Below are 22,486 nucleotides of genomic sequence, written 5' to 3'. Positions count from 1 at the left end.
GGCCCGAAGCGGAGGATCAGCGCTTCACGTCCGTCTCCTCACATTCTCCTGATATCGACTGGCTTTGGCGGCCATTCAGACTAGATAGAGCCTGCGCCGGGCGGAACGATGCAGAAGGACCTGAACATGCCTGAACAGATTACCCTGAATAGACCTGAACAGATCAGATTGAACGACGGCTCCGCCATTCCGCAAATCGGCCTCGGCGTATGGCAGGTCGATCCAGCCATCACCGCCAAGGTGGTGCGCTGGGGAATCGAGGCCGGCTACAGGCTGATCGACACCGCCGAAGGCTATCAGAACGAGGAAGGTGTCGGGCAGGCGATCCGCTCGGCCGGCGTGCCGAGAAGCGAGTTGTTCATCACCTCGAAACTGCGCAACGGCGCACATCAGCGCGACGCCGCCTTGCGCGCCTTCGACGAGACGATGAGCAAGCTCGGCATCGAACAGATCGACCTGTTCCTGATCCATTGGCCGGTGCCCAGCCAGGACAGATATGTCGAGGCCTGGAAGACGCTGATCGAACTCAGGCAATCAGGCCGGATCAAGTCGATCGGCGTTTCGAACTTCAACCAGAACCACCTCGAACGGATCATCGGCGAGACCGGCGTCACGCCGACCGTCAACCAGATCGAGCTCCACCCCCGCTTCCAGCAGCGTGACAAACGTGAATTCCACGACAGGCACAACATCCGCATTGAGAGCTGGAGCCCGCTGGGCAGCGGCCGGCTGTTGAGCAATCCGACGCTTGAAACCATCGCCAGGAAACACGGCAAGTCGGTGGCGCAGACGATCGTCAGGTGGCACCTTCAGGAAGGGCTGATCGTCATTCCAAAGTCGATCCACCAGGACCGCATCGCCGCCAATTTCGAGGTCTTCGATTTCGAGTTGGAAGCGAAGGACCTCGAGCTTATCCGGGGCATGGATTCGCCCGACGGCCGCACCGGCCCGAACCCCGCCACGGCCGCATTCCTGTTCTAACGAGGCGGGCCAACCCGGACGTTGGCATTCCTTCACACCCCCCTCTGCCCCGCCGGACATCTCCTCAAGGGGGGAGATCGGCAGCTTCAATAGCCGCGCCCTTCTTGCAGCGTCGGAGATTAGCGAAGGCCGCGATGAGGGCCAATCTCCCCCTTGTGGGGGAGATGTCCGGCAGGACAGAGGGGGGCGCTGTCCCGGCAGCGATCAAAACTACCCTTCCCGCTAGCTCATATCCCGGAGCCATCCACCAGCGGCACATCTTCGCCCTCCCAGGGGCTCGGCATCGATCCCTTGCTGAGATTGGCCGACGGCAGCGGCATCCAGCACTTCAGTTCGGGTTCGGCATATTCGACGATGCGTCCTGGAGACGAGTCGGAGGCGCGCCAGCCTTCGCTGCCGAACTGATCGGCGCGGGCCCAGTAAGCCATGTCGACCTCGGCCGGACCCTGTTCGGACGGCCGAACCGTGACAAGGATTCTGCTGCCGTCCCTTGGCGCGCTCGACATGTGGCGCCACTGACCGGGCTCGTCCATTGCATTTCCTCCTGCGATCTTCGCCTCGAACGAATAGTCGCTTCGCGTTCGGAAGCGGTCAACCCGAACTTTTTTGCCTGAGACAAAACCCCTGTCCCGTCGTCGCGGAACAAGTCATGGCACGCCGGGTTTGGGCAAGTTGTGAAGGAAGCAAAATGAGACCAGCGCCGCGACCGATCCTTACCATTATTGCATGGCAGGCCGCGTCTTTCGTTCGCAACCCGGTCCGGTCGCAATGAGGCAGGCCGGTTCCGATCATTCCATCCCACCGAAGGAGGGCAAAGGTGGCATAGGACGAGCGCTCGGCCTCGGACTGATAACAGGGGCGGCCGACGACGATTGTTCCGCAATAGGCACCTATGCCAGTGCCGGCGCCCGTTTCGGACCCGACCTGCTCTGGACGGCTCCGGTGACGTTGCCGATGATGTACGCGGTCGTCTACCTGTCGTCGAAGCTCGGCCAGGTGTCGGGGCGCGGATTGTTCCACGTCATCAAGGACTTCTACCCGCGGTGGCTGCTCTGGTCGGTGCTGTTGGGTGTGCTCGTCGGCAACACCATCGAGGCAGCGGCCGATCTTGGTGGAATGGCGGCGGCGATCAACATATTCGTGCCGCTTCCCATTCCGCTGATCGTGCTGTTCGTCGCCGCCCTCATCTTCGCCCTCCAGGTCTTCGGCTCCTATACTTTGATCCGCAACATCTTTCGCTGGCTGGCGCTGGCGCTGCTCGCTTATGTCGGTGCCGCCATTCTGGCCAAGCCGGATGCCGCGGCGGTGCTGCGCGGAACGCTGCTTCCCAGGATCGAATTCAACCGGGAGTTCCTGTCGATCCTGGTCGCCATCATCGGTACGACGCTGTCCGCCTATCTCTATACGTGGCAGTCCAATGAGGAGGTCGAGGAGGAGATTGCCCAAGGGCGAACGACGCTCAGGCAAAGGAAGGGCGCCACCGCCGGCGAACTCCGCCGCTCGCGCCGGGACATCCTCATCGGCATGACGTTTTCAAATCTCATCATGTATTTCATCATCCTGTCGACCGGGGCGACGCTCTACAAGGCGGGGCATCACGATATCGACACGGCCGCGCAAGCCGCGGAGGCGCTGCGCCCACTCGCCGGCCAGGCCGCAAGCGTTCTGTTCGCCGCAGGCGTGATCGGCGTCGGTTTCCTAGCGGTTCCTGTCATGACCACCGGCGCTGCCTATGACGTGGCACAAGCCATCGGCTGGAAAAACAGCCTGCACGCCCGGGCTCGAGAAGCGCCCAAATTTTATCTCGCCATCGGATTTTTTACGGCGATCGCCGCCGGCCTCAACTTCCTCGGCTTCAATCCGATGAAGGCGCTGGTCTGGTCCGGCATCGTTCAGGGCTTCTCGACGCCGCCCTTGCTGCTGCTCATCATGCTGATGACGAACAGCCGCAGGATCATGGGGGAGCAGGTGAACAGCCGCAGCACCAACATACTCGGTTGGGCAACGACCGCCGCCATCTTCTCGGCGACGATCGGCCTGGTGGCCACCTGGTTCATGTAAATCCGGCAGGACAAGGGACGCCGCTAGTTGGATTACCCGTTCCCGCTTGCGGATTGCCCCAGCTTTGCCGACCTTGGAAACTCCACAACATCTCCCACCGGCCGCTTGTATTGCGCTGCGACAATTGCATCGATCAGGAGATCCAGAGCCGCACGAGCCGTGCGGCTCGTCTCGTCCTCGCCGCTCAAATAGTGGCAGGCTCGTTCAAGGTGCAGGTGTGCGGCGGCAAAGTCGCTTGTCATAGGCATCTCCCTGTTGCCCGCCCGCCGGCAAGATGACCGCCTCGATTTAGCCAAAAGCAAATATCCACAGCCGGATTTAAATCAAATTGACCTGATTCACCGCAGCCGCGGAGCCACTCCAGCGCCGTGGCCTGTGCCTTGCTTGCATCCTCCCCGAGGACCGCTAGGCCGTCGAGGGATTGTACCACAGGCACATGGTTCCCCGACGTCTCGCCGGGAGCGCCCGAGGGCGACTTGCCTGATATGTCCGGCCGGCTGTTTATGCGCTCTATCCGACGCGCTGCGCCATCGCGGCTGAAGGCGCTGCGGCGGATCTTGCAACGCGCTGCGGCGCGTTGAATGAACCAATTGCGGGCGATGTGCCGCAAACTCAGTTCGCTCATCACCCAGCTTTTGAAATTTTCTCGCTCTTTTAATTCTACAAACTCTCTAGACTTAAAATAGATCGCTAGACCCAAGATCTTGAAATAGAGCGCTTGAGAGGGAGCCAGGAATGTCGAAAAAGCTCGTGGTGGGGCTGTCGGGCAACTTGACCCGGCCATCGAAGACCAAGGCGTTCGTCAGCCACATTGTCGGGCAGGCCGCCGAAAGCATCGGCGCGGCCTCGGCCGTCTTCGACATCGAGGATCTCGGCGCGTCCCTGCCGCAGGCAAGGCGCCTCGGCGACCTCGACCCGGCGGCGCGCAACATCGTCGAACGGCTGCTGGGCGCCGACATCCTGGTGGCCGGCTCGCCGACTTTCAAAGGCAGCTATACCGGGCTTTTCAAGCATTTCTTCGACCTGCTCGATCCGTCATCGCTGAGGGGCAAGCCCGTCATCCTCGCCGCGACCGGCGGCGGCGAGCGCCATTCGCTGATCGTCGAGCACCAGTTGCGGCCGCTGTTCGGCTTCTTCGAGGCGCTGACCGTGCCGACCGCGATCTACGCCTCCGACAAGGATTTTGCCAATGGCGTGCTGGTGTCGGAAGCCATCCACGCCCGCGCCCGGCAGGCGGTCGCCGAGGCATGCCGTGTAACCGGGGTGCCCTACGGCGTCGGCCTTGCCGCCTGAACGCACCGCTGACCCGAGATCCCCTTTCCGATCCGTCCAGGAGCACGCCGCGATGACCAGATCCACCAAATCCAGGCAAATCAAACTGGGCGCTTTCCTGCCCGGCGGCGGACAGCATATCGCCGCCTGGCGCCACCCCGAGGCGCCGGCCGACGGCGCCACCAATTTCGAGTTCCACAAGCAGCTCGCCCTGACCGCCGAGCGCGGCCTGTTCGATGCCTATTTCCTCGCCGACAATCTGACGGTCGGGCTCGGCGCCCGCGAAGGCGGCAATGCCAAGATCGCCGGCTTCGAGCCAGTGACGCTGTTTGCAGCGCTGGCGCCGCTCACCACGCATCTCGGCTTCATCGCTACCGCCTCGACCACCTACGAGGAGCCCTACACGCTCGCCCGCAAATTCGCCTCGCTCGATCATCTGTCGAATGGCCGCGCCGGCTGGAACGTCGTCACCTCGGCCGGCGACGAAACCGCGCGCAACTTCAATCGCGAGACGCAGCCTGCCCACGCCGAGCGCTATGCCCGCGCGCATGAGCATGTCGAGACGGTCAAGGCGCTGTGGGACAGCTGGGAGGACGATGCCTTCATCCGCGACAAGAAATCGGGGCGCTTCTACGACAAGGACAAGCTCCACGACATCGACCACAAGGGCCCACATTTCAGCGTCAAGGGTCCGCTCAACGTGCCGCGCCCGGTGCAGGGGCACCCGGTCGTGGTGCAGGCGGGGCAATCGGAAGACGGTCGCAAGCTCGCCGCCCACTCGGCGGAAGTCATCTTCACCGCCCATCAGAACCTGGCGTCGGCGCAGGAATTCTATCGCGATATCAAGGCGCGCGTGACGGCCGTCGGCCGCGATCCCGAGCAGGTGCTGATCATGCCGGGCGTGGCACCCTTCGTCGGCCGCACCGAAGAAGAAGCGCGCGCCAAGTACCAGCAGCTGAACGATCTCATCCTGCCCGAAGACGGCGTCGCCCTGCTCAACGGGCTGGCCGGCCAGACGCTCGACATCACCGGCTATCCGCTCGATGGACCGCTGCCGCCGAGCAAGGAGACCGAAGGCATGAAGAGCCGCCAGGCGCTGATCCGCCAGATTGCCGACGAGCACAACTTCACCATCCGACAGCTCTACCAATGGGTGGCAACGGCCCGCGGCCATTATACCGTCATCGGCAGCGCCACGCAGGTCGCCGATCAGCTGGAGGAATGGTTCGGCAACGAAGCCGCCGACGGCTTCAACATCCTGCCGCCCTGGCTGCCCGGCGGGCTCGACGACTTCGTCGAGCTGGTGATTCCCGAGCTGCAGCGCCGTGGCCTGTTCCGCACCGCCTATGAAGGCAGGACGTTGCGCGAGAACCTCGGCCTCAGGCGGCCGGAGAACCCCTGGACCGCCGCCCGCTCGGCGGTGCTGGCCGCCGAATAATCCCGAGAAGCCCGATATTTTCCAAGCAGGAGGCAAGACGATGACCTTGCAGCACATCGAACAGGCCGCCAGCCTCGGCACGCCTGACAGCACGACAAGCCTCGGCACGGACTTCCTGCGCCTCGGTGGCCGGGCGGGCATCCGCTTCCTGTCGCGCTACGGCGTCCTCATCGCTTTCCTCGCAATCTGGCAAGTGTCGAGCAGCGCGGGCTGGGTCAACGCGGCCGTGCTGCCGCCGATCGACATGATTGTCGCAGCACTTTGGAAGGGGCTGGCCGGCGGCACTCTGCTCGGCGACATCGCCATCAGCCTGCAGCGCGCCGGTCTCGCTTTCGCGGCCGCCGTGCTGGTCGCCATCCCGCTTGGCCTGTTCATGGGCCAGGTGCGGGCGGTCGAGACCGCGCTCGATCCCATCCTGCAGGTCTTCCGCCAGACCTCGGCGCTGGCGCTCTATCCCGTCTTCATCCTGCTGCTTGGGCTCGGCGAAGCCTCCAAGGTGTTCGTCATCTTCTGGGCGACGCTGTTCCCGCTGCTGCTCAACACCATCGGCGGCGTCAAGCAAGTCGATCCGAAACTGCTGGAGATGGCCCGCGTCTATGGTGCCAGGCAGCTCACCGTCTTCCGTCGCGTCGTGCTGCCCGGCGCCGTGCCGTCGATCTTCGTTGGGCTTAGGCTCAGCGCCACCACGGCGCTGCTGCTGTTGATCGCTTCCGAAATGATCGGCGCCAACAAGGGCATCGGCTTCCAGGTGATGAACGCGCAATACAATTTCCAGATCCCGCTGATGTTTGCGGCAATCGTCATCCTCGCCGGCCTCGGCCTGATTGCAAACCAGGCGCTGGTCAGCCTGCAGCGGCGGCTCTGCCGCTGGAGCAATGCCGTCGACTGACCACCCGCGCTTACCAATCTCAACCAGGCCAGAACTCAAATCAGGAAAGACCCGGACCATGAAAATCTCCCGCCGTTCCCTGCTTGCCGGCGCGCCCTTCGCCGCCGGCCTTCTCACCGCCGGCCTGCCGCGCTTCGCCTTTGCCGAAGCGGCACCCGTCAAGTTCCGCTCCCTCGCCAGCCGTGGCAGCATCTCTCCGCATGAGTTGGCCGCCGAGCTCGGCTATTTCAAAGGCCTCGGTATCGAGGTCGAGAATGTCGGCTATTCCGGCGGCGGCCCGGAATCATTGTTTGCGCTGGCCTCCGGCAGCGTCGATATCGGCTCGGCTGCAACCGCAGCCGTGATCAACTCGATCTCCGGCGGCAACGACTTCGTCGCCGCCTATCCGAGCAACGGCATCAACAGCAAGGTGCGTAGCGTCTTCTACGTGCTGGACGACAGCCCGATCAAATCGATCGCCGACATCGCCGGCAAGACCATCGCCGTCAACACGCTCGGCGCCCATCTCGACTATACCGTGCGCGAGGCGCTGCACAGCGTCGGCCTGTCGCCGGATGCCGCCAATCTCGTCGTCGTGCCCGGACCGCAGCTCGAGCAGACCTTGCGCTCCCGCCAGGTCGACATCGCGGCGCTGGGCTACTGGCAGGCGACGTTTGCCGGGGCGCTGGTCGACAATGGCGGTGTGCGTGGCGTGTTCAACGACACCGACGTGCTGGGCGAGCTGGCCGGCGGCTTCGTCGTGCTCAGGCGCGACTTCATCGCCGCGCATCCCGACGCCGCCCGCAATTTCGTCGAACAATCGGCGCGCGCCTCCGACTGGTCGCTGCAGAACCCCGACGAAGCGCGCAAGGTGCTGGCAAACATCCTCGACAAGCGCGGCGAAAACGGCGAGCTGGCGCGTTACTGGACCGGCTTCGGCCTGCGCCATGGCGCCAAGGCGACGGACCGCGACATCGACTTCTGGGTCAGCGTGCTCGAGCGCGACGGCCGCCTGCCAAAGGGTAAGCTGAAGGCAGCGGACATCCTCTACCGGCCGGGCGAAACCAAGACCAACTGACAAAAGCAACCGACCAACCAGTTGGGAGACGAGCGCGATGAGCAGCACAAGCGGCGGTCAGGTCAGCATACGCGACCTGTCCAAATCGTTCAGCATCAGTGGGCGCTCGCTCGCCGTGTTGAGGACCCTCAACCTCGACATCCGCTCGGGTGAATGCCTTGTCATCGTCGGCGCCAGCGGATCGGGCAAGACCACGCTGCTGCGCATCCTTGCCGGGCTGGAGGCTGCCGACAGCGGCGGCGTCGCCATCGACGGCAAGCCGGTGCACGGCGTCGGTGCCGAGCGTGCGGTGATTTTCCAGGAACCGCGCCTGCTGCCCTGGCTGACCGTGCTCGGCAATGTCGCCTTCGGCCTCGAAGTGCGCGGCGTGCCCAAGGCCGAGGCCGAGGAAAGGGCGCGCTTCTATATCGCGCTCGTCGGCCTCGCCGAATTCAGCGATGCCTTTCCCCGGCAGCTATCGGGCGGCATGGCACAGCGCGTCGGCATCGCCCGCGCCTTGACCGTGCAGCCCGAAATCCTGCTGCTTGACGAACCGCTGGGCGCGCTCGACGCGATGACCAAGATCGGCATGCAGGAGGAACTGGCGCGCATCTGGAGCGAGGAGAACGTCACCATGGTGATGGTGACGCACGACCTCGAGGAAGCGATCTACCTCGCCGATAGGGTGCTGATCCTGCCCAAGGAGAAAGGCGGCGCGGCGCGCCTTATCGATATCGACCTGCCCCGCCCGCGCGAGCGCAGCGAAAGCCGCTTCGTGCGCTACCGCGAAGAATTGCTGCGCGAATTCGGCCTGCGCTGAAAGCCGCCTAAGGGGCCGTGGTCCTCGCCCCGCAAAGCGGGAGAGGTGTCTCGGCGAAGCCGAGACGGAGAGAGGCCCCTCTTTGAGTGCCCCTGCCCCGCGCTTTCCTGGAACCGGATTCCCCGCCCCCGCATTTCCTTAACCGGGAGGCGAAGGAGCGCGGCATGAAAGCTTTGTTCGCAATCTTTGGCGGCTTCGTGCTGACGCTTGCCGTATTCGCCAGCGGCCTCGCCTTCGCCACCTGGCTTCTAATAGCCAAGCCGGTACGGCCGGCCGCCCCGGTCTCCAGCGTCGCCGAACTGTGGGCCAAGGACCCGCGACCGGTGAACCCGGCCTCGCAGCGCCTCGAGCGCCTCCCGGCCCGCCCGGTCCCCGTTCGCACCTCGGAAGTTGATCGCAGCTCGAAACCCGCCGATGCCGCAGCGTCGACAACCGACATCACCGCGACCGGCTCTACCCAGCCACCAGCGGAAGAGCAGCAGACGCTACCCGCCGCCCATGTCGAATGGTGCGCCAGCCGCTACCGCTCCTACCGGCCGGACGACAACCGCTACACGTCCTACAGCGGACAACAGCGCCCCTGCATCTCGCCCTATCTCGACATCACCGATGACGGCAGCTATTTCGAGGCGAGCGATAGGTCGTCACTGGAGGGCTACCCGCCATCGGACGAAACCGGCGCCGCCGAGCTCTCATCCGATCACGTGCAATACTGCTTCAGCCGCTACCGGTCATATCGACCGGAGGACAACAGCTATCAGCCGTATTCCGGCGGGCCGCGCAGGCAGTGCGAGTAGGCAGGCCGGGGAGTGGCTGGCGCCCGCAGTGCATGGCGCCTTGTGCGACCCCACCCAACGATCACGCAGATTTCTTGGATCGTTCGGGTTGGCGCGGCGTTCATCCGATACCCAAAGGAGAAATCAACATGGGCGACGACCGGGAAGACAAGATTCGTGAGCGCGCATACCAGATCTGGGAACGCGAAGGCGGGATCCATGGCGATCCCGAGCGGCACTGGCACCAGGCCGAGGCCGAGATCGACAGGGAGGCAGCCCTGCCACTGACGGCAGGCGATGCCCTGCCGGAAACCCGCGAGGTCGCGAGCTCCGACGTTTTGACGGTGGAGGCCCTGGCGGTGCGCACCGGCATATCGGGCGAACAGGCGCAGGAGCTGATCGACAGGCTGGGAAACGACAGGGCGGCTATCGAACAAGCCGCGCGCAACCTTAAGGGGAAGCAGCGGCTCGGGGAGTGACAGATGATCAGAAAACTCAAAGACGGAAAATACCGCCTCTATTCGCGCAAGAAGGACGAAAAGACCGGCAAGCGCCGCAATCTCGGCACCTTCGATACCCGCGAGGCCGCCGAAAAGCACGAACGCGAGGTGCAGTATTTCAAGAGGCATTGAGGGGCGTGCTGTCGCTTCCCAGGCAGCCGCGCCTGCAGCGCAGCCTCCTGGCGGCTGTCCAGCGTCACGATGTGGTGCATGGCGGTGCCTCCAGTGTTCCTGTTGAAATTGAACAAAGCGGGAACAAAAATGTCAAGAGCGAATTGACTCTGCGAGGAATGCCTTCCTATTTGTCGTAGGTGGGGCGGTTGCTCACAAATCGAGGAGAGCCGCGATGGGCAGACGAAAAAGCCGGTTCGACAGGCTGTCGGCGAGGGATGCGGAGGCGATCATCAGGGACGCTTTGAGCCTGCGCAAGACGGTGCTGTCGTCGCAGCTGCATTTGAAGGCGCATGGCGAGCTGTTCTGGCAGCTTTGCGGGCTTGTCGAGAAATTGCACGAGGTGCTGGCCAGCGTCGCGGAGAAGGAGCCCGATTACCGGATGGCGGAGCTTGGCCTGCTTCCGCTGCCCGAGGATTACTCGACCCGGAAATGAGCCATGGCCGGGCCGATGGACAGCGTTGGGCGTGCCGCCAAGGCCAACATGCTGCTCATCGTGGAGTGCGGCCATTGCTACCATGTCGGACGGTTCAGGGCGAATGACGTGGCCCAGGTGGTGGGCTGGAACAAGCCGCTGGAAGCGATCAGGTTCAGGTGCAAACGATGCAGCCGCAAGGACACGACGGTGAAGACGCAGTTCATCGACCAGGACCATCCACCCAAGGGCTACATCTGGGTGCTGCAGAAATTCAAGCGCTAAAACAACGAGCCTTGCGCCGGCGCCTGCTGCGGAAACTTGATCTGTGTCGCCGGTTNCAGGACCATCCACCCAAGGGCTACATCTGGGTGCTGCAGAAATTCAAGCGCTAAAACAACGAGCCTTGCGCCGGCGCCTGCTGCGGAAACTTGATCTGTGTCGCCGGTTTTTCGACGATCACCAGCGCATCATCGGGCGCCGTGCGCTGCAGGTGCCTTGCCTCGGACCATGGCGCCGTCAGCCAGGTCTCGGTTTCTTCCGGCGTGGTCAGGATCACCGGCATCGCCTTCTCGTGGATCGGCGCGATCAGCGCGTTGGGCTGGGTCGTCATGAAGCCATAGACCTGGTGATCGGCGGGGCCGTCCTTGATCTTGCGAATGCCCTGCCAGCGCGTCCACAGGCCGGCAAAGAAGAATAGCGGGCGGTCCTCGCCGAGTGCAAACCAGTAGTTGCGCTGAATGCCGGTCTCGGGGTCCTTGTCGCCGGGCGTCGGGCTGGGCTCGGCGAAGCTGGTGACAGGCACCACGCAGCGGTTCTCGATGCCGAGATATTGCTGCCAATGGCCATATTGCGGATTGCGGATATTAGTGGTGCCGTAGTCTGCCCTTGACCCGCTCCAGTGGCGTCGGCATGCCCCACAGCAGATTGGCCAGTTCGCGTTCGCCGTCCGACGCGTTGCGCACCACCGGGCCTGGCTGGTTGGGATAGATGTCGATGGAGGGTTCGAGATTGCCGAGGATGTCGCGCAAGGCGCGGGTCCACTGGCGGATGGCCTCCTGGCTGGTCGTGATGTTGTAGAGATTGCACATGNCGGGCTGGTTGGGATAGATGTCGATGGAGGGTTCGAGATTGCCGAGGATGTCGCGCAAGGCGCGGGTCCACTGGCGGATGGCCTCCTGGCTGGTCGTGATGTTGTAGAGATTGCACATTTTCAGGCCGTTCCCGGATGCTCAGGCATCTTGTTGGAAACGGCCCGGAATTTCCAGCGCTGTCCGTTGGGTTGCTGACACGGCAGGCCGTGTCAGCAATGGCTTTGTGAGACCTACCGCGCCGATTGTCTCATAGCTTGTGCGGCGACCGCCGCGAGAAAAGCCCTCGCCGCGGCATCGCAGGCCGCTCGAGACGGGCCTTTGGCGAAAAGAAGAAGCTCGGCGGCTCGAATGTTGAGCCCGTGCTTCCTTGCGAATGTGGCTAGATCGTAAGGCTTGTTGTCGTAAGGTTCGTCGTAATCGATCGTCAGATCGTAGTTTTCTTTCATTTTCTTCCTCCCGTTAGCGATCTCCCCCCTCCTGTCGCTAACGCAAAATTAACGTCGATGGCGGCGGGCGAGTCCACCAATCACAGATTGTGTAAAAAACGTACGAGCTCGCATGCTCGCCCTCGCAACGGGCCTGCGAGCAATCGCCGCCGACCGGACCGGTCGAAAGAGCCGATTATGATGGCAATGTTGGAAAGGCTGCCACGGCCTGGTGCTACGAGGTGTCCGCGACGCCTAGCGTGCCTAAATGGCCGGCATTTTCATCTTCCAGGCCCCGGTCCGCAGCCGGCCTCTTTGGGTCCGGCTAAAGGATAAATCCGGCTAATAACACCGTAAGGAGCAGCGACAGCGGAACGGCCGCAAGACACCAGATCTCCAACGTGTTGTTTTGCAGCGGGTCCATCATCAGCCTCACTTTTTGGTTTGTCATTGTGACACTAACGGTTGGTCGGAGGTAGCGGTTCCAAGCGACCCCGTTCATAGAGCGCTGCCTGTGCTGCATATTAGCAACAGCTTGACGACCGCTGAGCCCGTACCGCTTGGACAACTTCACTGGCGCCGGTGGATGCGTATTCCGCAGGACTGCAAGCGCCCCTCGGCATCAGTCGTGCGGGGATCGATCGCCGCCCATCATCAGCGCCGAGCCGGTCATGCCCCGGAACCCAATGGCTGCATCTATCTCCGGCCGAAGTTTCGCTACCACCGAGCCGATCCGATGTTCACTCCAGCCAGCGATGCGCGTTTACAGGGACCTAAGTCTGACCTGCCTGCGCAATGGTCTTGTGTACGGCCGGCGTCGGGAACAACTGCGCCCGTCTTCAGTTGATGGCGTCACCTCCTCGAGGAGACATCGGCGCAGAATCAGTCCCTTCATGCGCTGATTAGGGTCCGCCTGCCATTGCTGGATTTGGCAGGCGGACCCTTGGTTCGGTACGCTCCAGATGGAAAGCGGGTAAGCTCGGGATCACTCATCATCCCAGAAATCCCGTAGAGACGTATGGCGGAGGTCTTCCTCGCCCCTGAGATGCTTGACCTGGCTTGACATCCGAGACGACCTCCCAGCGCGCGCATGCAGCGGGGTCGCCCTCAGCCTTCCAGCGCCTCGTGCTGGTAAAGCTCGTCCATGCTGAGCGTCGCCAGGGCGGCGAAGGGTGCCTGCTTTTTCACGCGGCCGTGGCTCAGGATCACGACGTCGTCGCAGAACGAGATGGTGCTGCGATGATGGCTGATGACGATGGTGGTGCGACGGCCGGCGCGCGACTTGAGCGTCTCGACGATTGCCGCTTCCGACAGGCCGTCCACCGCATTGGTGGCTTCGTCGAGGATGAGGATATCGGGATCGCGCACCAGCGCCCTGGCCAGCGCGATCCGCTGCCGCTGTCCCGCCGAGAGATTGACGCCACGGTAGCCGACGACCGTCCGGTAGCCTTGCGGCAGTTGCTCGATGAAGCCATGCGCTTCGGCCAGTTTTGCCGCGCGCTCGGCGTCATCGGCCGAGGCCGCGTCCTGGCCGTAGATGATGTTGTCGAAAATCGTGCCGTCGACCAGCTCCAGCTCCTGGCTGGCGAGCGCGATGTGCTTTCGCCATTGGCTGGGGTCGATGCGGTCCAGAGGCGATCCATCAACGAGAATCCTGCCGCTATCCGGTTCGACGAAGCGGCACAAAAGGTTGACGATCGTCGTCTTGCCGGCGCCCGAGCGGCCGATCAGCGCGGTCGAGCGGCCGCTACCGATATCGAAACTCGCCGCATGCAGCACCACCGCGCGCTGCTCCGAGCCGGAATAGGTAAAGGTGACGTCCTCGAACTTGATGCCTTGGCTGAGCCCGGGGAACGCTGCGCTGCCTTGCGGCGGCTGGGGCTTGTCGGACGGGTCCAGCATCCACGTCACCTCTTCCAGCGATCCGCTCAGGCCCTGCAGCTGGCTCCAGGCCATTTGCAGCGACCGCATATAGGGCTGCAGCCTGTAGAGCAGGATGACGAAGGCGACGATCAGCGGAAAGGAAACATTGGCGAACCAGGCGCCGATCACCACCGCCAGGAACAGCATGGCATGCAGAACCTCGGTCAGCGGCGGCAAAGCTCCCTGACGCGTCAAAAGCACGAACGCCGCCCGGCGCACCGCATCCGATGCCTGGTCGAATGCCGCTTTCTCGCGTTGCTCCTGGCCAAAAATGCGGATCAGCCGCCCGGCATGCACCAGATGCAGCATCTGCGATGCGAGCTGGCTGTTGCGGGAGGCGACGCTGCGGCTCGGCGCCTTCAGATTGGCCGACAGCATGGCGTGCGCGACCTGGACCAGCGCCAGCCCCAGCGTCACCAGCAGCGTCATTTGCCACGACAGAAGCAGCAGGAAGGCCAATAGGATGATTGCGGCCGATGCATTGACGATTGCCCCCAACGTGATCTGGATGGCATCCGAGGCCCGCCAGGATTCGTTGGAGATGATGTTGAGCAGCCGTCCGGGGCTTTGCTGCAGGAAGAACGGGTAGCCCACCCGCAGCAGCTGCTCCGACAGCGCGCTGCGGATCGAATGGCTCGCCTTGCCGTAGATGAAGGTGGTCAGCAGCGTGTTGGCGAAAGCGAACAGGTTCTTCAGCACGATCGAGCCGAGAATCGCGACGGATATGACGATCAGGCGGTCGCGCTCGCTCAGGCTCGATCCGACATGCTGGAAGACGGCGGAAAAGCCGGCCATGCCGGTCTGCCCCTGCTGCCCCATGATTATGTTCAGCAACGGGATGATCAGGCCGATGCCGAAGCCTTCAAGCGCGGCGCTGAGCAGCCCGAGCACCACCACGGCAGGAAGCAGGCGCAACTGCTTTCTTCCGAGCGCGCGGCGCAGCATCGGCAGGCTGGGCGGCATCAATCGCATGGTGGCGGATCACCTCGCCTCGGCATTTGCCTGTTGCTCCTGTCGCATTTGCGCCGGCTGCGGCGATTTCGCCAGCAAAAGCACCGCGAATTTGGCTGCGCCGAGCAAATTCATGCCGACGATCGGCCAGTGCGACAGCTTGAGTTCACGGTCGAACAGAGGGCCTTTCACCAGTTCGCGCAAGGCCGCCCTCATCGACCAGTAGCAATGCCGAAGCAGCCACGGCGCGTGGCGGATATGTTTCAGGCAAAGCCCGCCATTACCCATGCTGTAGTCGCGGTGCAGCTTTTCGATGGCCTTGCGGTCGCGCCGGCCGTGATGGTGATAGATGGTCATGTCGGGCACATATTCGACCGGAATCCCAAGCAGCACCGCCCGCACCAGATAGTCCGTATCCTCGGCGGAGCGCAGCGGGCCGCCGGCGCCGAACCGTTCGTCGAAACGGCCGATGCGGGCGGCAACATCGCGGTGCATCGTCATGTTGCAGCCAAGCACGAAGCCGCCGGGATGGACATCCGGCGTAAGCCGCGCGCGCACCGGCGACCGCTTGATGGTGAACGGCAGGTCGCGAGGATCGCCGATCTCGACGCGGCCACCGCGGATGACCCGTTCGCCGGCCGCATAGTGCCGCTGCAGATCGCGCAGATAATCCTTGTGGACTGCGCAATCATCATCGACGAAAACCAGCACGCGGCCCCGCGCCCGCTCCAGCCCGGCATTGCGCGCGGCCGCCAGTCCAGGTCGTGGTTCGCGAATGGCCGTGAACGGAATGTCCGAAAGTTCGGCTATGCCGGCCAGCCGCTCTGCTGTGCAGTCGGTCGAACCGTTGTCGACAACCACCAGTTCGGCAGAGAAGGCAGCGTAGGCGCGGCACGCGGCCTGGATCGACTTTATGCAAGGCTCGAGCACGTTGACGCGGTCGCGTGTGCAGACAATGAAGCTGACCTCCGGTGCCGGCCCGTGCTGCGGCCGGGGCGACATGGCCGCCGGCACCGTCGAGCGGCCGCGCTGCTGGAGCTGATGGGATTTGACGAACATGCGCTGCTAGCTCAACTGGTTCGAAGGCAAAACCGCCGCGGCCGGCACGGACTGCAGATACCGCGACAAGGCATCCACCTGCCTGGTGACCGACATCGAGGCGAGACTGAAGCGCGGCGCGAAGGCACCGGTGCGAAACACGTACTGCTCGCGCCGCCGGATGAGTTTCCATTTCGCCGTCCGCGTCAGGAATTCGTGCATCAGCTGCGGCTGCCTTTCCCCCGATATCAGCTGGTAGAGGAAATAGAACAGGTTCAGCGTGCCAGCCTGGTAGCTCGGCCTCGTCTCGGCCGGCAGCGCGGCAATCCTTTCTTCAAGCGCAAGGATCCATTCGGCGGCACGGCGAACCGTGTCCATCGACGGGACTTCACCGATGCCGCGGAGGTCCTGCGTCTCTTGTACGAGCCCTTCGCGCTCGAGGTTCTCGGCGACGATCTTCAAATGCGTCCTGCGCATTTCGCGCTTGTGCCTGTTGGTCACGCTGTCGTCATGGATACGATAGGCGATCAGGCTTTCGGGGATCATGGCCGCCGGGTAGCGGTCGGTCAGCCGCCTGAACAGGTCGAAATCCTCGGCATGCTTGTAGCTGGTATCGTAATATAGAACATCTTCTTCTATGACATTCCTGTTGTATACCACGGTGGAATGCATGAAGATCGTGAAGAACATCGACAATATACGCAGCGGATTGTCCTGGAATATCGGATCGGGCGAACCCCTGACGACGCGGTTGCCGAGCAAGGTATCGAAACCCGCGCCGCATAGAGCGAGGTCAGGCTGCTGGTTGAACAGCGCGACCTGCCGCGACAGGCGCTGGGGATAGGCGATGTCGTCGGCGTCCATCCTGGCGACCAGATCGCCGCGCGCCACGGCCAGGCCTTCGTTCAAAGTTGCGATCAGGCCACGGTTTTCGCGTGAGATGATCGAGATGCGATTGTCGGCCTGGCGGTATTTCTGCAGGATCTGCAGCGAGTTGTCGGTCGAGCCGTCATCGATGGCGATGACCTCCAGACGATCGTAATCCTGCCGCAGGATGCTGCCCAGCGCAGCGGCGAGATAAGGTCCCGCATTGTAGATCGGCAGCAGAACTGACACCAAGGGAGCAGCCATGATCAGCTCCGATCGGTTCGTCGCAGCTTGCGTGGCAACGGTGAAGTGCCACCATCAAGCGGCCTGCCCAGATATGCTCCCGCCGCGAGCCATCCGGCATTGCCCACGTCAATGCCTGCCGGGATGGCGCCGCGGCCTTTTCGAGCAACATAGGGGAAGTGGCGCTTGAGGCTGTTGAGCGGCTTCTCGAAAAGCAGCCACGAGACCGAAGCCAGCATGAGCGTTGCCGTTCCCGCCACCAGAAACCGCCCGGGCCCTTGCTCCGAGACGTTGAGCGGGATCCACGGCTGCGATTTGACGACCAGCGCCAGCACTATCGGATGGTAGAGATAGACGCCGTAGCTGATGCGGCCAAGGCCAAGCAGCGGCGGCAGTTCGAGAAGTTTTCCGATATAGCCGCCAACCCCTGTCGAACAGCTTGCAACGATGACCACCAGCGGTACGAGAGGCAGGATCTGCAACAGCAGCCAGAGGCCCCATTCCTGCACCGGATTTGCCGGCGCCGGCGCAAACCACTGCAGAACGAAAAACGCCGCCGCGAGCCCCGGCCAGCCATTTCGAAGCCATTGCGGCAAGCCGGCTGTTCTTGACCGGTAGGCGGCAAGCAGCGCGCCTGACGCCAATGCGTCCATCGACGCCGGCGGCAGCAGGTCGCGTGCCAAACCCGGCGTTCCAGCGATCGGCCAATAAAACCGATAGGCCAGCGACAGCACGATAACGCCGATGCAGATCGATTCGAGGCGCCGGCGCGGCGCCAGCAGGACGATCAGCGGCCAGACGATATAGAACTGCTCCTCGATGCTCAGGCTCCAGAAATGGCAGAGCAGCCAGGGCGTCCATTCATTCTGCGCCGCGTACCAGAAATTCGACAGATAGAACGCATGCCAGACCAGTGATCCTCTAGACTGCTCCAGGTCCACCAACCAGACGAAACCCAGCACGGCGAAATAGGGCGGGAATATCCGCAGCGCCCGCCTGATATAGAAGGATCTCAGCGCCGGTCCGGCTTCGAATTCGGCGGCCGAGCGGGCTTCGAGCAGCAGGCGGGTGATCAGAAAGCCGCTCAGCACGAAGAACAGACGCACGCCGATATGGCCCCAGAACGAGGACCCTCCAGCCGCGAAGAAATGGGAGTACAGCACCATCGTCACGGCGATGGCCCTCAGCGCGTCCAATTGGGTGTCGCGCGCATTTCCCATTAGTGACGTACGCCGGCGGGACGGCGAAACTGCCAATCGGTCAATATAGCGGCTTCGTTCACGGCGCATTCCAATCGGAAGCGCCCCCCTTGCGCAGAATAGGACCACCATTGTGCAACGCAACACAAAAAGTTGACACATTTGAAACAGGAACGTGAGGCACGGCTAATAAAAGCCAAAAACAGCAAGAACCAGCCCGAATTGTCCATTTTTGACGATTTTCTCGCACTCCCTTGGCCCGCCGATATCGGCGGCATGGTGCTGCGATGCAGCATGTTCGCCGCCATCACGGGCGCGCAAGATCTGGGTCTGGACACAGATGCCCCCCACAGGACCGGCCGGCAACCGACGCTCGGCGACCTTTTTGCTGCGCTGGCGCGGCCGGCTGTTAACGCGACAACAGTGGGAGCAAGCGCAAGCTTCCCGCCTCCGAGTTACGCCTCCTTGCTGGCATTCGCGAGCACCACTGCGCGACGCTCCGGGAGCCCCAATCCGACGAGCGCGCCGGCGAGCGAGAGCAGAGCGGAGACGTCGATTGCCGAGGTGAAGCCATCGCTGAACGCGTCGGTGGACGAGAAGCTTCCAGTGCCGGCGAACACCGCACCGGCGATCGCGATCCCGGATACGCCACCGAGGAAGCGGAATGTGTTGAACGTGCCGGCAGCCTTGCCGACCTCCGGCCGGGCGACCGCATTGAGAACCGCGTTCTGCGCGGCAGGCATGGCCATCGACACGCCGGCACCGGTAATGATCAGCGGGGCGACTAGCTGGATATAGGGCAGATCAGGTGCTGCGATCTGCGCCAGCCAGGCCATTCCAGCCGCTTGCAGGATCAATCCGGCCACGACAAGCCAGCGCTCGCCAACGCGGTTGATCAGGCTGCCGGCGATCGGTGCGACCACGAAAAGCGTGGCGGTCCAAGGCAGCAATCCCATGCCGGCGCCGAGCGGCCCACGGCTCTGGGCAAACTGCAGAAACTGCGGCAACAGGAACACGAGGCCATACATGGCGGCGCAAAGCAGGAAGTTCGCCCCTACGCCCGAGGAGAATGCGCGCGCCCGAAAGAACCGCAAAGGCAGCATGGGCTCGCGGGTACGCAGCTGCCAAAGGACGAACGCGATGGCGAAAAGCAGCCCGGCCGTCAGCGCCGTCAGCACTTCAGAGCTGCTCCAGCCCACAATGTTGCCGCGCATGAGGCCCCAGACCACTCCGAATGCCGCCGCAGTTACCAGCACGACGCCGAGGACATCGATTGCCGTGCCCGGCCCGTAACTCTCCGGAATCCGACGCAGCACCAGCGGAATGAGAACGATACCGACCGGGACATTGAGCCAGAAGATCCAGTGCCAGGAGAGGCCTTCGGAAATCGCACCGCCCGCCATCGGGCCGATGATCAGGGCCAGGCCGGTGATGCTGCTGAAGATACCCAGCGCCTTGCCTCGCTCCTCGGGGGGAAAAGCGACGCTCAGCAGCGCCATGGCCAGCGGCATGACCATTGCGGCACCTGCGCCCTGGACCGCACGGGCCGCAATCAGCAATCCGGCATTGCCGGCGAGCGCGCAGGCAACCGACGCTGCGACGAACAACGCCAATCCGGCAACGAGCGTACGGCGGCGGCCGAACCGGTCACCGAGCGCAGCCCCGGTCATGAGCAGGACGGCAAAACTCAAATTATAGGCGTTCATCGTCCATTGCAGCGTCTCCAGCGAGGCATCGAGCTCGACCCGCATCGTGCTCAATGCCGTCGCCACAACCATCGCATCGAGAACGACCATCAAGGAGCCTATCGACGTGAGGGCGAGAACCCAGACCTTCGTTGATCCCGCATTTTGTTTGCTCATGACTATGGCGCCTCCGGCTTGAACAAAGGGCCCGCCAGGTTACGGACCCGTGATCCAGAGACGCGTAGGAACCATCAAAGGATTCCAGCAAGAGAAAGTTTTTTCGACCGAATCCTTTTGCCATCGTCGAGCGTCTATAAGACGCTGCGCCTGATGACGGGCGCCTGCCTGGGAGATACGCATGAAATTGATCCTTGTGCGATGACCGGATCCGCAACCGGCACCCCAGAAGGACGGGAGCCATTTGACCGGCTGCTCGGCGAATTACGGCCGAAACTGCACCGCTATTGTGCCCGCATGACCGGTTCGGTGATCGATGCCGAGGATGTCGTCCAGGAAGCTACGGTCAAGGCGCTCGAGGCGTTCCCCGGGACCGGGCCGATAGCCAATGTCGAGGGCTGGCTGTTTCGCATCGCGCACAATGCCGCGCTCGACCACCTACGCCGTCGTGCCAGGTTGGATGCCGCGCATGTCGTTGAGGATATCGATATGATCCCTGACCCCGGTATGTCGGCCGAGGGTCGACACACTGCAGCCGCAAGCCTGCAGACTTTCATGCGCCTGCCCGCGGCGCAGCGTAGCAGCGTCATCCTCATGGATGTGCTCGGCTATACGATCGAAGAGATCGGCAACATTATCGACAGCAGCGTTCCGGCGGTGAAAGCCGCACTGCATCGCGGCCGTTTGCGCCTGCGCGAAGTCTCCGGCGAGCCTGACGATCGGCCTGTGCCGGTGTTGGCCGAGCCCGAACGGGCGCGTCTGGCAGCCTATGTCGAGCGGTTCAACGCCCGCGACTTCGATGCGATCCGCGACATGCTGGCCGAAGACGTCCGGCTTGACCTCGTCAACCGGTTCCGGGCGAGCGGCCGCACGAAAGTGGGCCGGTACTTCCATAATTACGCGGGTATCCACGATTGGCGGCTGCTTCCAGGCCTGGTGGATCGGCACCCAGCCATTCTGGTGATCGATCCGGACGACTCGGCCGGAGGGCTAAAATACTTTATCCTGCTGGAATGGGCCGGCGACAGATTGGCGAGAATTCGCGATTTCCGCTATGCGCGCTACACGCTTGACGGCGCCGAGGTGGTGCCTCTGCGGGCATAGCAATTCGCGTTTCATAATGCCGAACACTGCCAGCTATTTTTGGATCGCGGCCGCTTGCCATCCAAGCGGCCGCCCTTTTCCGCCGATCCTGCTTTAAGCCGGTTGCAACTCCCTGCGCGGCAGCGGCGGGAAGGCGATCGCAATCGCCATCGCGCCAAGCCCGACAAGGGCCGAGCCGATGAACAGCCAGGAATAGCTGGCATAGGCATCGAACACCATGCCGCCGGCGAGCGGGCCGAAAGCCATGCCGAGGCTGGACAGCATGGTTACCGCACCGAACACCGTACCGAGGATGCGCTGGCCGAAATATTCCCGCGCCAGCACCGCATAGAGCGGCATGACGCCGCCATAGGTGGCGCCGAAGATGACGGCGAGCGTGTAGAATTGACCAAGCTCGCTGACCGCAAGATAGGCGGCGATGACCACGGCCTGTATGGCCAGCCCGGTGATCAGCACCGGCTTGACGCCCAGCCGATCGGCAAGCACGCCGTAAAGCAGCCGGCCACCCAGCCCTGCCAGGCCCTCGATGCTGTAGATGCTGACCGCCGCCATCGGCGCTATGCCGCACAGCATCGCATAGCTCACCATGTGGAAGATCGGCCCGGAATGCGCCGCGCAGCAGGCAAAGAAGGTCAGTCCCAACACGATGAATTGCGGCGAGCGCAGCGCCTGCGGAACCGTCATGCCGGCACCCTCGGCGGCAACGTTTGGGGCAGCGCCGTCGGCAGCGGGCTTGGGCGGCTGGCGCACCAGAAGCGCGGCCGGCAGTAGCAGCACCCACGCGGTTATGCCGATGTCGAACATCGCGGTGCGCCAGTCGTAGGCCGAAATCAGCCAGCGGGCGAACGGCGAGATGGTCATTGGCGCCACGCCCATGCCGGCCGAGACCAGCGAGACGGCAAGGCTGCGGTTCGTGTCGAACCAGGCGGAGGTCAGCGCAATCATCGGCGCGAAGAAGGCACTTGCCGCGAGGCCGACGAGCACGCCGTAGGCCAACTGGAAAACGAGCAGCGAACCGGTGCGGCTGGCCAGGACCAGCGCCAGGCCAAGCAGCACGGCGCCGGTCATGACGACGATGCGGGCGCCAAAGCGGTCGTAAATGGCGCCCCAGGCGAAGCCGCCGAGGCCCATTACCAGGAAGTTCAGCGTCATCGCACTCGATATGCCGGCGCGCGACCATTGTGTATCGAGCGCCATCGGTTCGAGAAAGATCGCCAGCGAGAACATCGCCCCGAGGGCGACACAGGTCATCAGCGCGCCAGCCGCGACGATAACCCAACGATAGGGAAGGCTCATTTCACTTTTCTCCCATGTCGGAAGCGTTGATACGGCACGACCTTTTCGAGCTTCGCCGAGCCGCTTGCGTCCGAAGGACGTTGGAGATGTCTTGAATCCGACAATCCGGTTGCATTTTTTATCCA

The 22,486-nt window shown here is 63.2% G+C and carries 21 protein-coding genes and 1 pseudogene; 13 read left to right on the top strand and 9 right to left on the bottom strand.

The features are described from left to right. The first annotated feature begins 126 nt into the window (after positions 1–126). On the top strand, positions 127–981 hold the full coding sequence (locus X773_RS56800) for an aldo/keto reductase (protein ID WP_031211956.1): 855 nt from the start codon (positions 127–129) through the stop codon (positions 979–981). A 227-nt stretch (positions 982–1,208) separates the two neighbouring features. On the opposite strand, the gene X773_RS56795 is transcribed toward X773_RS56800, so the two are convergent. Then, the gene (locus tag X773_RS56795; protein ID WP_023677305.1) at positions 1,209–1,514 is read right to left on the bottom strand and encodes a hypothetical protein; all 306 of its coding nucleotides are present in this window, start codon (positions 1,512–1,514) and stop codon (positions 1,209–1,211) included. 235 nt (positions 1,515–1,749) lie between these two features. Between X773_RS56795 and X773_RS56790 the strand changes: the two genes are divergently transcribed. From X773_RS56790 to X773_RS56740, 11 genes are all read left to right on the top strand, one after another. Further along, positions 1,750–3,042, top strand: coding sequence for an Nramp family divalent metal transporter (locus X773_RS56790; protein ID WP_031211955.1), 1,293 nt, complete (start codon positions 1,750–1,752; stop codon positions 3,040–3,042). Between the two features lie 735 nt (positions 3,043–3,777). Further along, the gene (msuE, locus tag X773_RS56780) at positions 3,778–4,335 is read left to right on the top strand and encodes an FMN reductase (RefSeq protein ID WP_023677302.1); all 558 of its coding nucleotides are present in this window, start codon (positions 3,778–3,780) and stop codon (positions 4,333–4,335) included. A gap of 52 nt (positions 4,336–4,387) precedes the next feature. Further along, the gene (locus tag X773_RS56775; protein WP_023677301.1) at positions 4,388–5,752 is read left to right on the top strand and encodes an LLM class flavin-dependent oxidoreductase; all 1,365 of its coding nucleotides are present in this window, start codon (positions 4,388–4,390) and stop codon (positions 5,750–5,752) included. Between the two features lie 40 nt (positions 5,753–5,792). Next, positions 5,793–6,641: an ABC transporter permease gene (locus X773_RS56770; protein WP_023677300.1), complete on the top strand. Its 849-nt coding sequence runs from the start codon at positions 5,793–5,795 to the stop codon at positions 6,639–6,641. A 58-nt stretch (positions 6,642–6,699) separates the two neighbouring features. Next, a complete protein-coding gene (locus tag X773_RS56765; RefSeq protein ID WP_023677299.1) occupies positions 6,700–7,698 on the top strand; it encodes an ABC transporter substrate-binding protein in 999 nt (332 codons plus the stop codon). A 37-nt stretch (positions 7,699–7,735) separates the two neighbouring features. Then, positions 7,736–8,497: an ABC transporter ATP-binding protein gene (locus tag X773_RS56760; RefSeq protein ID WP_023677298.1), complete on the top strand. Its 762-nt coding sequence runs from the start codon at positions 7,736–7,738 to the stop codon at positions 8,495–8,497. 164 nt (positions 8,498–8,661) lie between these two features. Next, positions 8,662–9,294, top strand: coding sequence for a BA14K family protein (locus tag X773_RS56755; protein ID WP_023677297.1), 633 nt, complete (start codon positions 8,662–8,664; stop codon positions 9,292–9,294). 128 nt (positions 9,295–9,422) lie between these two features. Continuing rightward, on the top strand, positions 9,423–9,752 hold the full coding sequence (locus X773_RS56750; protein WP_023677296.1) for a DUF2934 domain-containing protein: 330 nt from the start codon (positions 9,423–9,425) through the stop codon (positions 9,750–9,752). A gap of 3 nt (positions 9,753–9,755) precedes the next feature. Then, positions 9,756–9,905: a hypothetical protein gene (locus X773_RS76400; protein WP_023677295.1), complete on the top strand. Its 150-nt coding sequence runs from the start codon at positions 9,756–9,758 to the stop codon at positions 9,903–9,905. 214 nt (positions 9,906–10,119) lie between these two features. Next, positions 10,120–10,380: a hypothetical protein gene (locus tag X773_RS56745; RefSeq protein ID WP_023677294.1), complete on the top strand. Its 261-nt coding sequence runs from the start codon at positions 10,120–10,122 to the stop codon at positions 10,378–10,380. Between the two features lie 3 nt (positions 10,381–10,383). Beyond that, positions 10,384–10,644, top strand: coding sequence for a hypothetical protein (locus tag X773_RS56740; protein ID WP_023677293.1), 261 nt, complete (start codon positions 10,384–10,386; stop codon positions 10,642–10,644). A gap of 106 nt (positions 10,645–10,750) precedes the next feature. On the opposite strand, the pseudogene X773_RS56735 reads toward X773_RS56740, so the two are convergent. The 7 genes and pseudogenes from X773_RS56735 to X773_RS56705 form a co-directional block, all read right to left on the bottom strand. Next, positions 10,751–11,450 (bottom strand): annotated as a pseudogene (locus X773_RS56735) (SOS response-associated peptidase). A 233-nt stretch (positions 11,451–11,683) separates the two neighbouring features. After that, positions 11,684–11,899, bottom strand: coding sequence for a hypothetical protein (locus X773_RS56730; protein WP_023677289.1), 216 nt, complete (start codon positions 11,897–11,899; stop codon positions 11,684–11,686). Positions 11,900–12,985: 1,086 nt separating this feature from the next. Then, entirely contained in the window at positions 12,986–14,773 is a 1,788-nt protein-coding gene (locus tag X773_RS56725; RefSeq protein WP_031211952.1) for an ABC transporter ATP-binding protein, read from the bottom strand. 9 nt (positions 14,774–14,782) lie between these two features. Beyond that, positions 14,783–15,754 carry a glycosyltransferase gene (locus X773_RS56720; RefSeq protein ID WP_051406147.1) on the bottom strand — a complete coding sequence of 324 codons (972 nt, stop codon included), beginning with the start codon at positions 15,752–15,754 and terminating at the stop codon, positions 14,783–14,785. Between the two features lie 63 nt (positions 15,755–15,817). Next, the gene (locus X773_RS56715; RefSeq protein ID WP_023677285.1) at positions 15,818–16,921 is read right to left on the bottom strand and encodes a glycosyltransferase family A protein; all 1,104 of its coding nucleotides are present in this window, start codon (positions 16,919–16,921) and stop codon (positions 15,818–15,820) included. Between the two features lie 2 nt (positions 16,922–16,923). Further along, positions 16,924–18,120 (bottom strand): acyltransferase, encoded by a 1,197-nt coding sequence (locus tag X773_RS56710; RefSeq protein WP_023677284.1) that lies wholly within the window; start codon positions 18,118–18,120, stop codon positions 16,924–16,926. Between the two features lie 434 nt (positions 18,121–18,554). Then, positions 18,555–19,961 (bottom strand): MFS transporter, encoded by a 1,407-nt coding sequence (locus tag X773_RS56705; RefSeq protein ID WP_031211950.1) that lies wholly within the window; start codon positions 19,959–19,961, stop codon positions 18,555–18,557. Between the two features lie 201 nt (positions 19,962–20,162). Here X773_RS56705 and X773_RS56700 point away from each other — a divergent pair, with 201 nt between their 5' ends. Then, positions 20,163–21,065, top strand: a complete 903-nt coding sequence (locus tag X773_RS56700) for a sigma-70 family RNA polymerase sigma factor (protein WP_023677281.1) — start codon at positions 20,163–20,165, stop codon at positions 21,063–21,065. Positions 21,066–21,158: 93 nt separating this feature from the next. Here X773_RS56700 and X773_RS56695 read toward each other — a convergent pair whose 3' ends face one another. Then, on the bottom strand, positions 21,159–22,361 hold the full coding sequence (locus X773_RS56695; protein ID WP_023677280.1) for an MFS transporter: 1,203 nt from the start codon (positions 22,359–22,361) through the stop codon (positions 21,159–21,161). Between the last annotated feature and the right edge of the window lie 125 nt (positions 22,362–22,486).

The sequence above is a fragment of the Mesorhizobium sp. LSJC280B00 genome, from assembly GCF_000502835.1.
Taxonomy (GTDB): Bacteria; Pseudomonadota; Alphaproteobacteria; order Rhizobiales; family Rhizobiaceae; genus Mesorhizobium.
Note: the sequence above shows the minus strand (reverse complement) of the source record. Positions and strands in the feature narration are given on the sequence as shown.

Coding starts and splice junctions, on each gene's coding strand:
- X773_RS56745 (WP_023677294.1), top strand. CDS start 10,120: ATGGGCAGACGAAAAAGCCGGTTCGACAGGCTGTCGGCGAGGGATGCG.
- X773_RS56755 (WP_023677297.1), top strand. CDS start 8,662: ATGAAAGCTTTGTTCGCAATCTTTGGCGGCTTCGTGCTGACGCTTGCC.
- X773_RS56725 (WP_031211952.1), bottom strand. CDS start 14,773: ATGCGATTGATGCCGCCCAGCCTGCCGATGCTGCGCCGCGCGCTCGGA.
- X773_RS56710 (WP_023677284.1), bottom strand. CDS start 18,120: ATGGGAAATGCGCGCGACACCCAATTGGACGCGCTGAGGGCCATCGCC.
- X773_RS56750 (WP_023677296.1), top strand. CDS start 9,423: ATGGGCGACGACCGGGAAGACAAGATTCGTGAGCGCGCATACCAGATC.
- X773_RS56740 (WP_023677293.1), top strand. CDS start 10,384: ATGGCCGGGCCGATGGACAGCGTTGGGCGTGCCGCCAAGGCCAACATG.
- X773_RS56760 (WP_023677298.1), top strand. CDS start 7,736: ATGAGCAGCACAAGCGGCGGTCAGGTCAGCATACGCGACCTGTCCAAA.
- X773_RS56800 (WP_031211956.1), top strand. CDS start 127: ATGCCTGAACAGATTACCCTGAATAGACCTGAACAGATCAGATTGAAC.
- X773_RS56700 (WP_023677281.1), top strand. CDS start 20,163: ATGACCGGATCCGCAACCGGCACCCCAGAAGGACGGGAGCCATTTGAC.
- X773_RS56770 (WP_023677300.1), top strand. CDS start 5,793: ATGACCTTGCAGCACATCGAACAGGCCGCCAGCCTCGGCACGCCTGAC.
- X773_RS56705 (WP_031211950.1), bottom strand. CDS start 19,961: ATGAGCAAACAAAATGCGGGATCAACGAAGGTCTGGGTTCTCGCCCTC.
- X773_RS76400 (WP_023677295.1), top strand. CDS start 9,756: ATGATCAGAAAACTCAAAGACGGAAAATACCGCCTCTATTCGCGCAAG.
- X773_RS56795 (WP_023677305.1), bottom strand. CDS start 1,514: ATGGACGAGCCCGGTCAGTGGCGCCACATGTCGAGCGCGCCAAGGGAC.
- X773_RS56790 (WP_031211955.1), top strand. CDS start 1,750: ATGAGGCAGGCCGGTTCCGATCATTCCATCCCACCGAAGGAGGGCAAA.
- X773_RS56715 (WP_023677285.1), bottom strand. CDS start 16,921: ATGGCTGCTCCCTTGGTGTCAGTTCTGCTGCCGATCTACAATGCGGGA.
- X773_RS56695 (WP_023677280.1), bottom strand. CDS start 22,361: ATGAGCCTTCCCTATCGTTGGGTTATCGTCGCGGCTGGCGCGCTGATG.
- X773_RS56720 (WP_051406147.1), bottom strand. CDS start 15,754: ATGTCGCCCCGGCCGCAGCACGGGCCGGCACCGGAGGTCAGCTTCATT.
- X773_RS56730 (WP_023677289.1), bottom strand. CDS start 11,899: ATGAAAGAAAACTACGATCTGACGATCGATTACGACGAACCTTACGAC.
- msuE (WP_023677302.1), top strand. CDS start 3,778: ATGTCGAAAAAGCTCGTGGTGGGGCTGTCGGGCAACTTGACCCGGCCA.
- X773_RS56765 (WP_023677299.1), top strand. CDS start 6,700: ATGAAAATCTCCCGCCGTTCCCTGCTTGCCGGCGCGCCCTTCGCCGCC.
- X773_RS56775 (WP_023677301.1), top strand. CDS start 4,388: ATGACCAGATCCACCAAATCCAGGCAAATCAAACTGGGCGCTTTCCTG.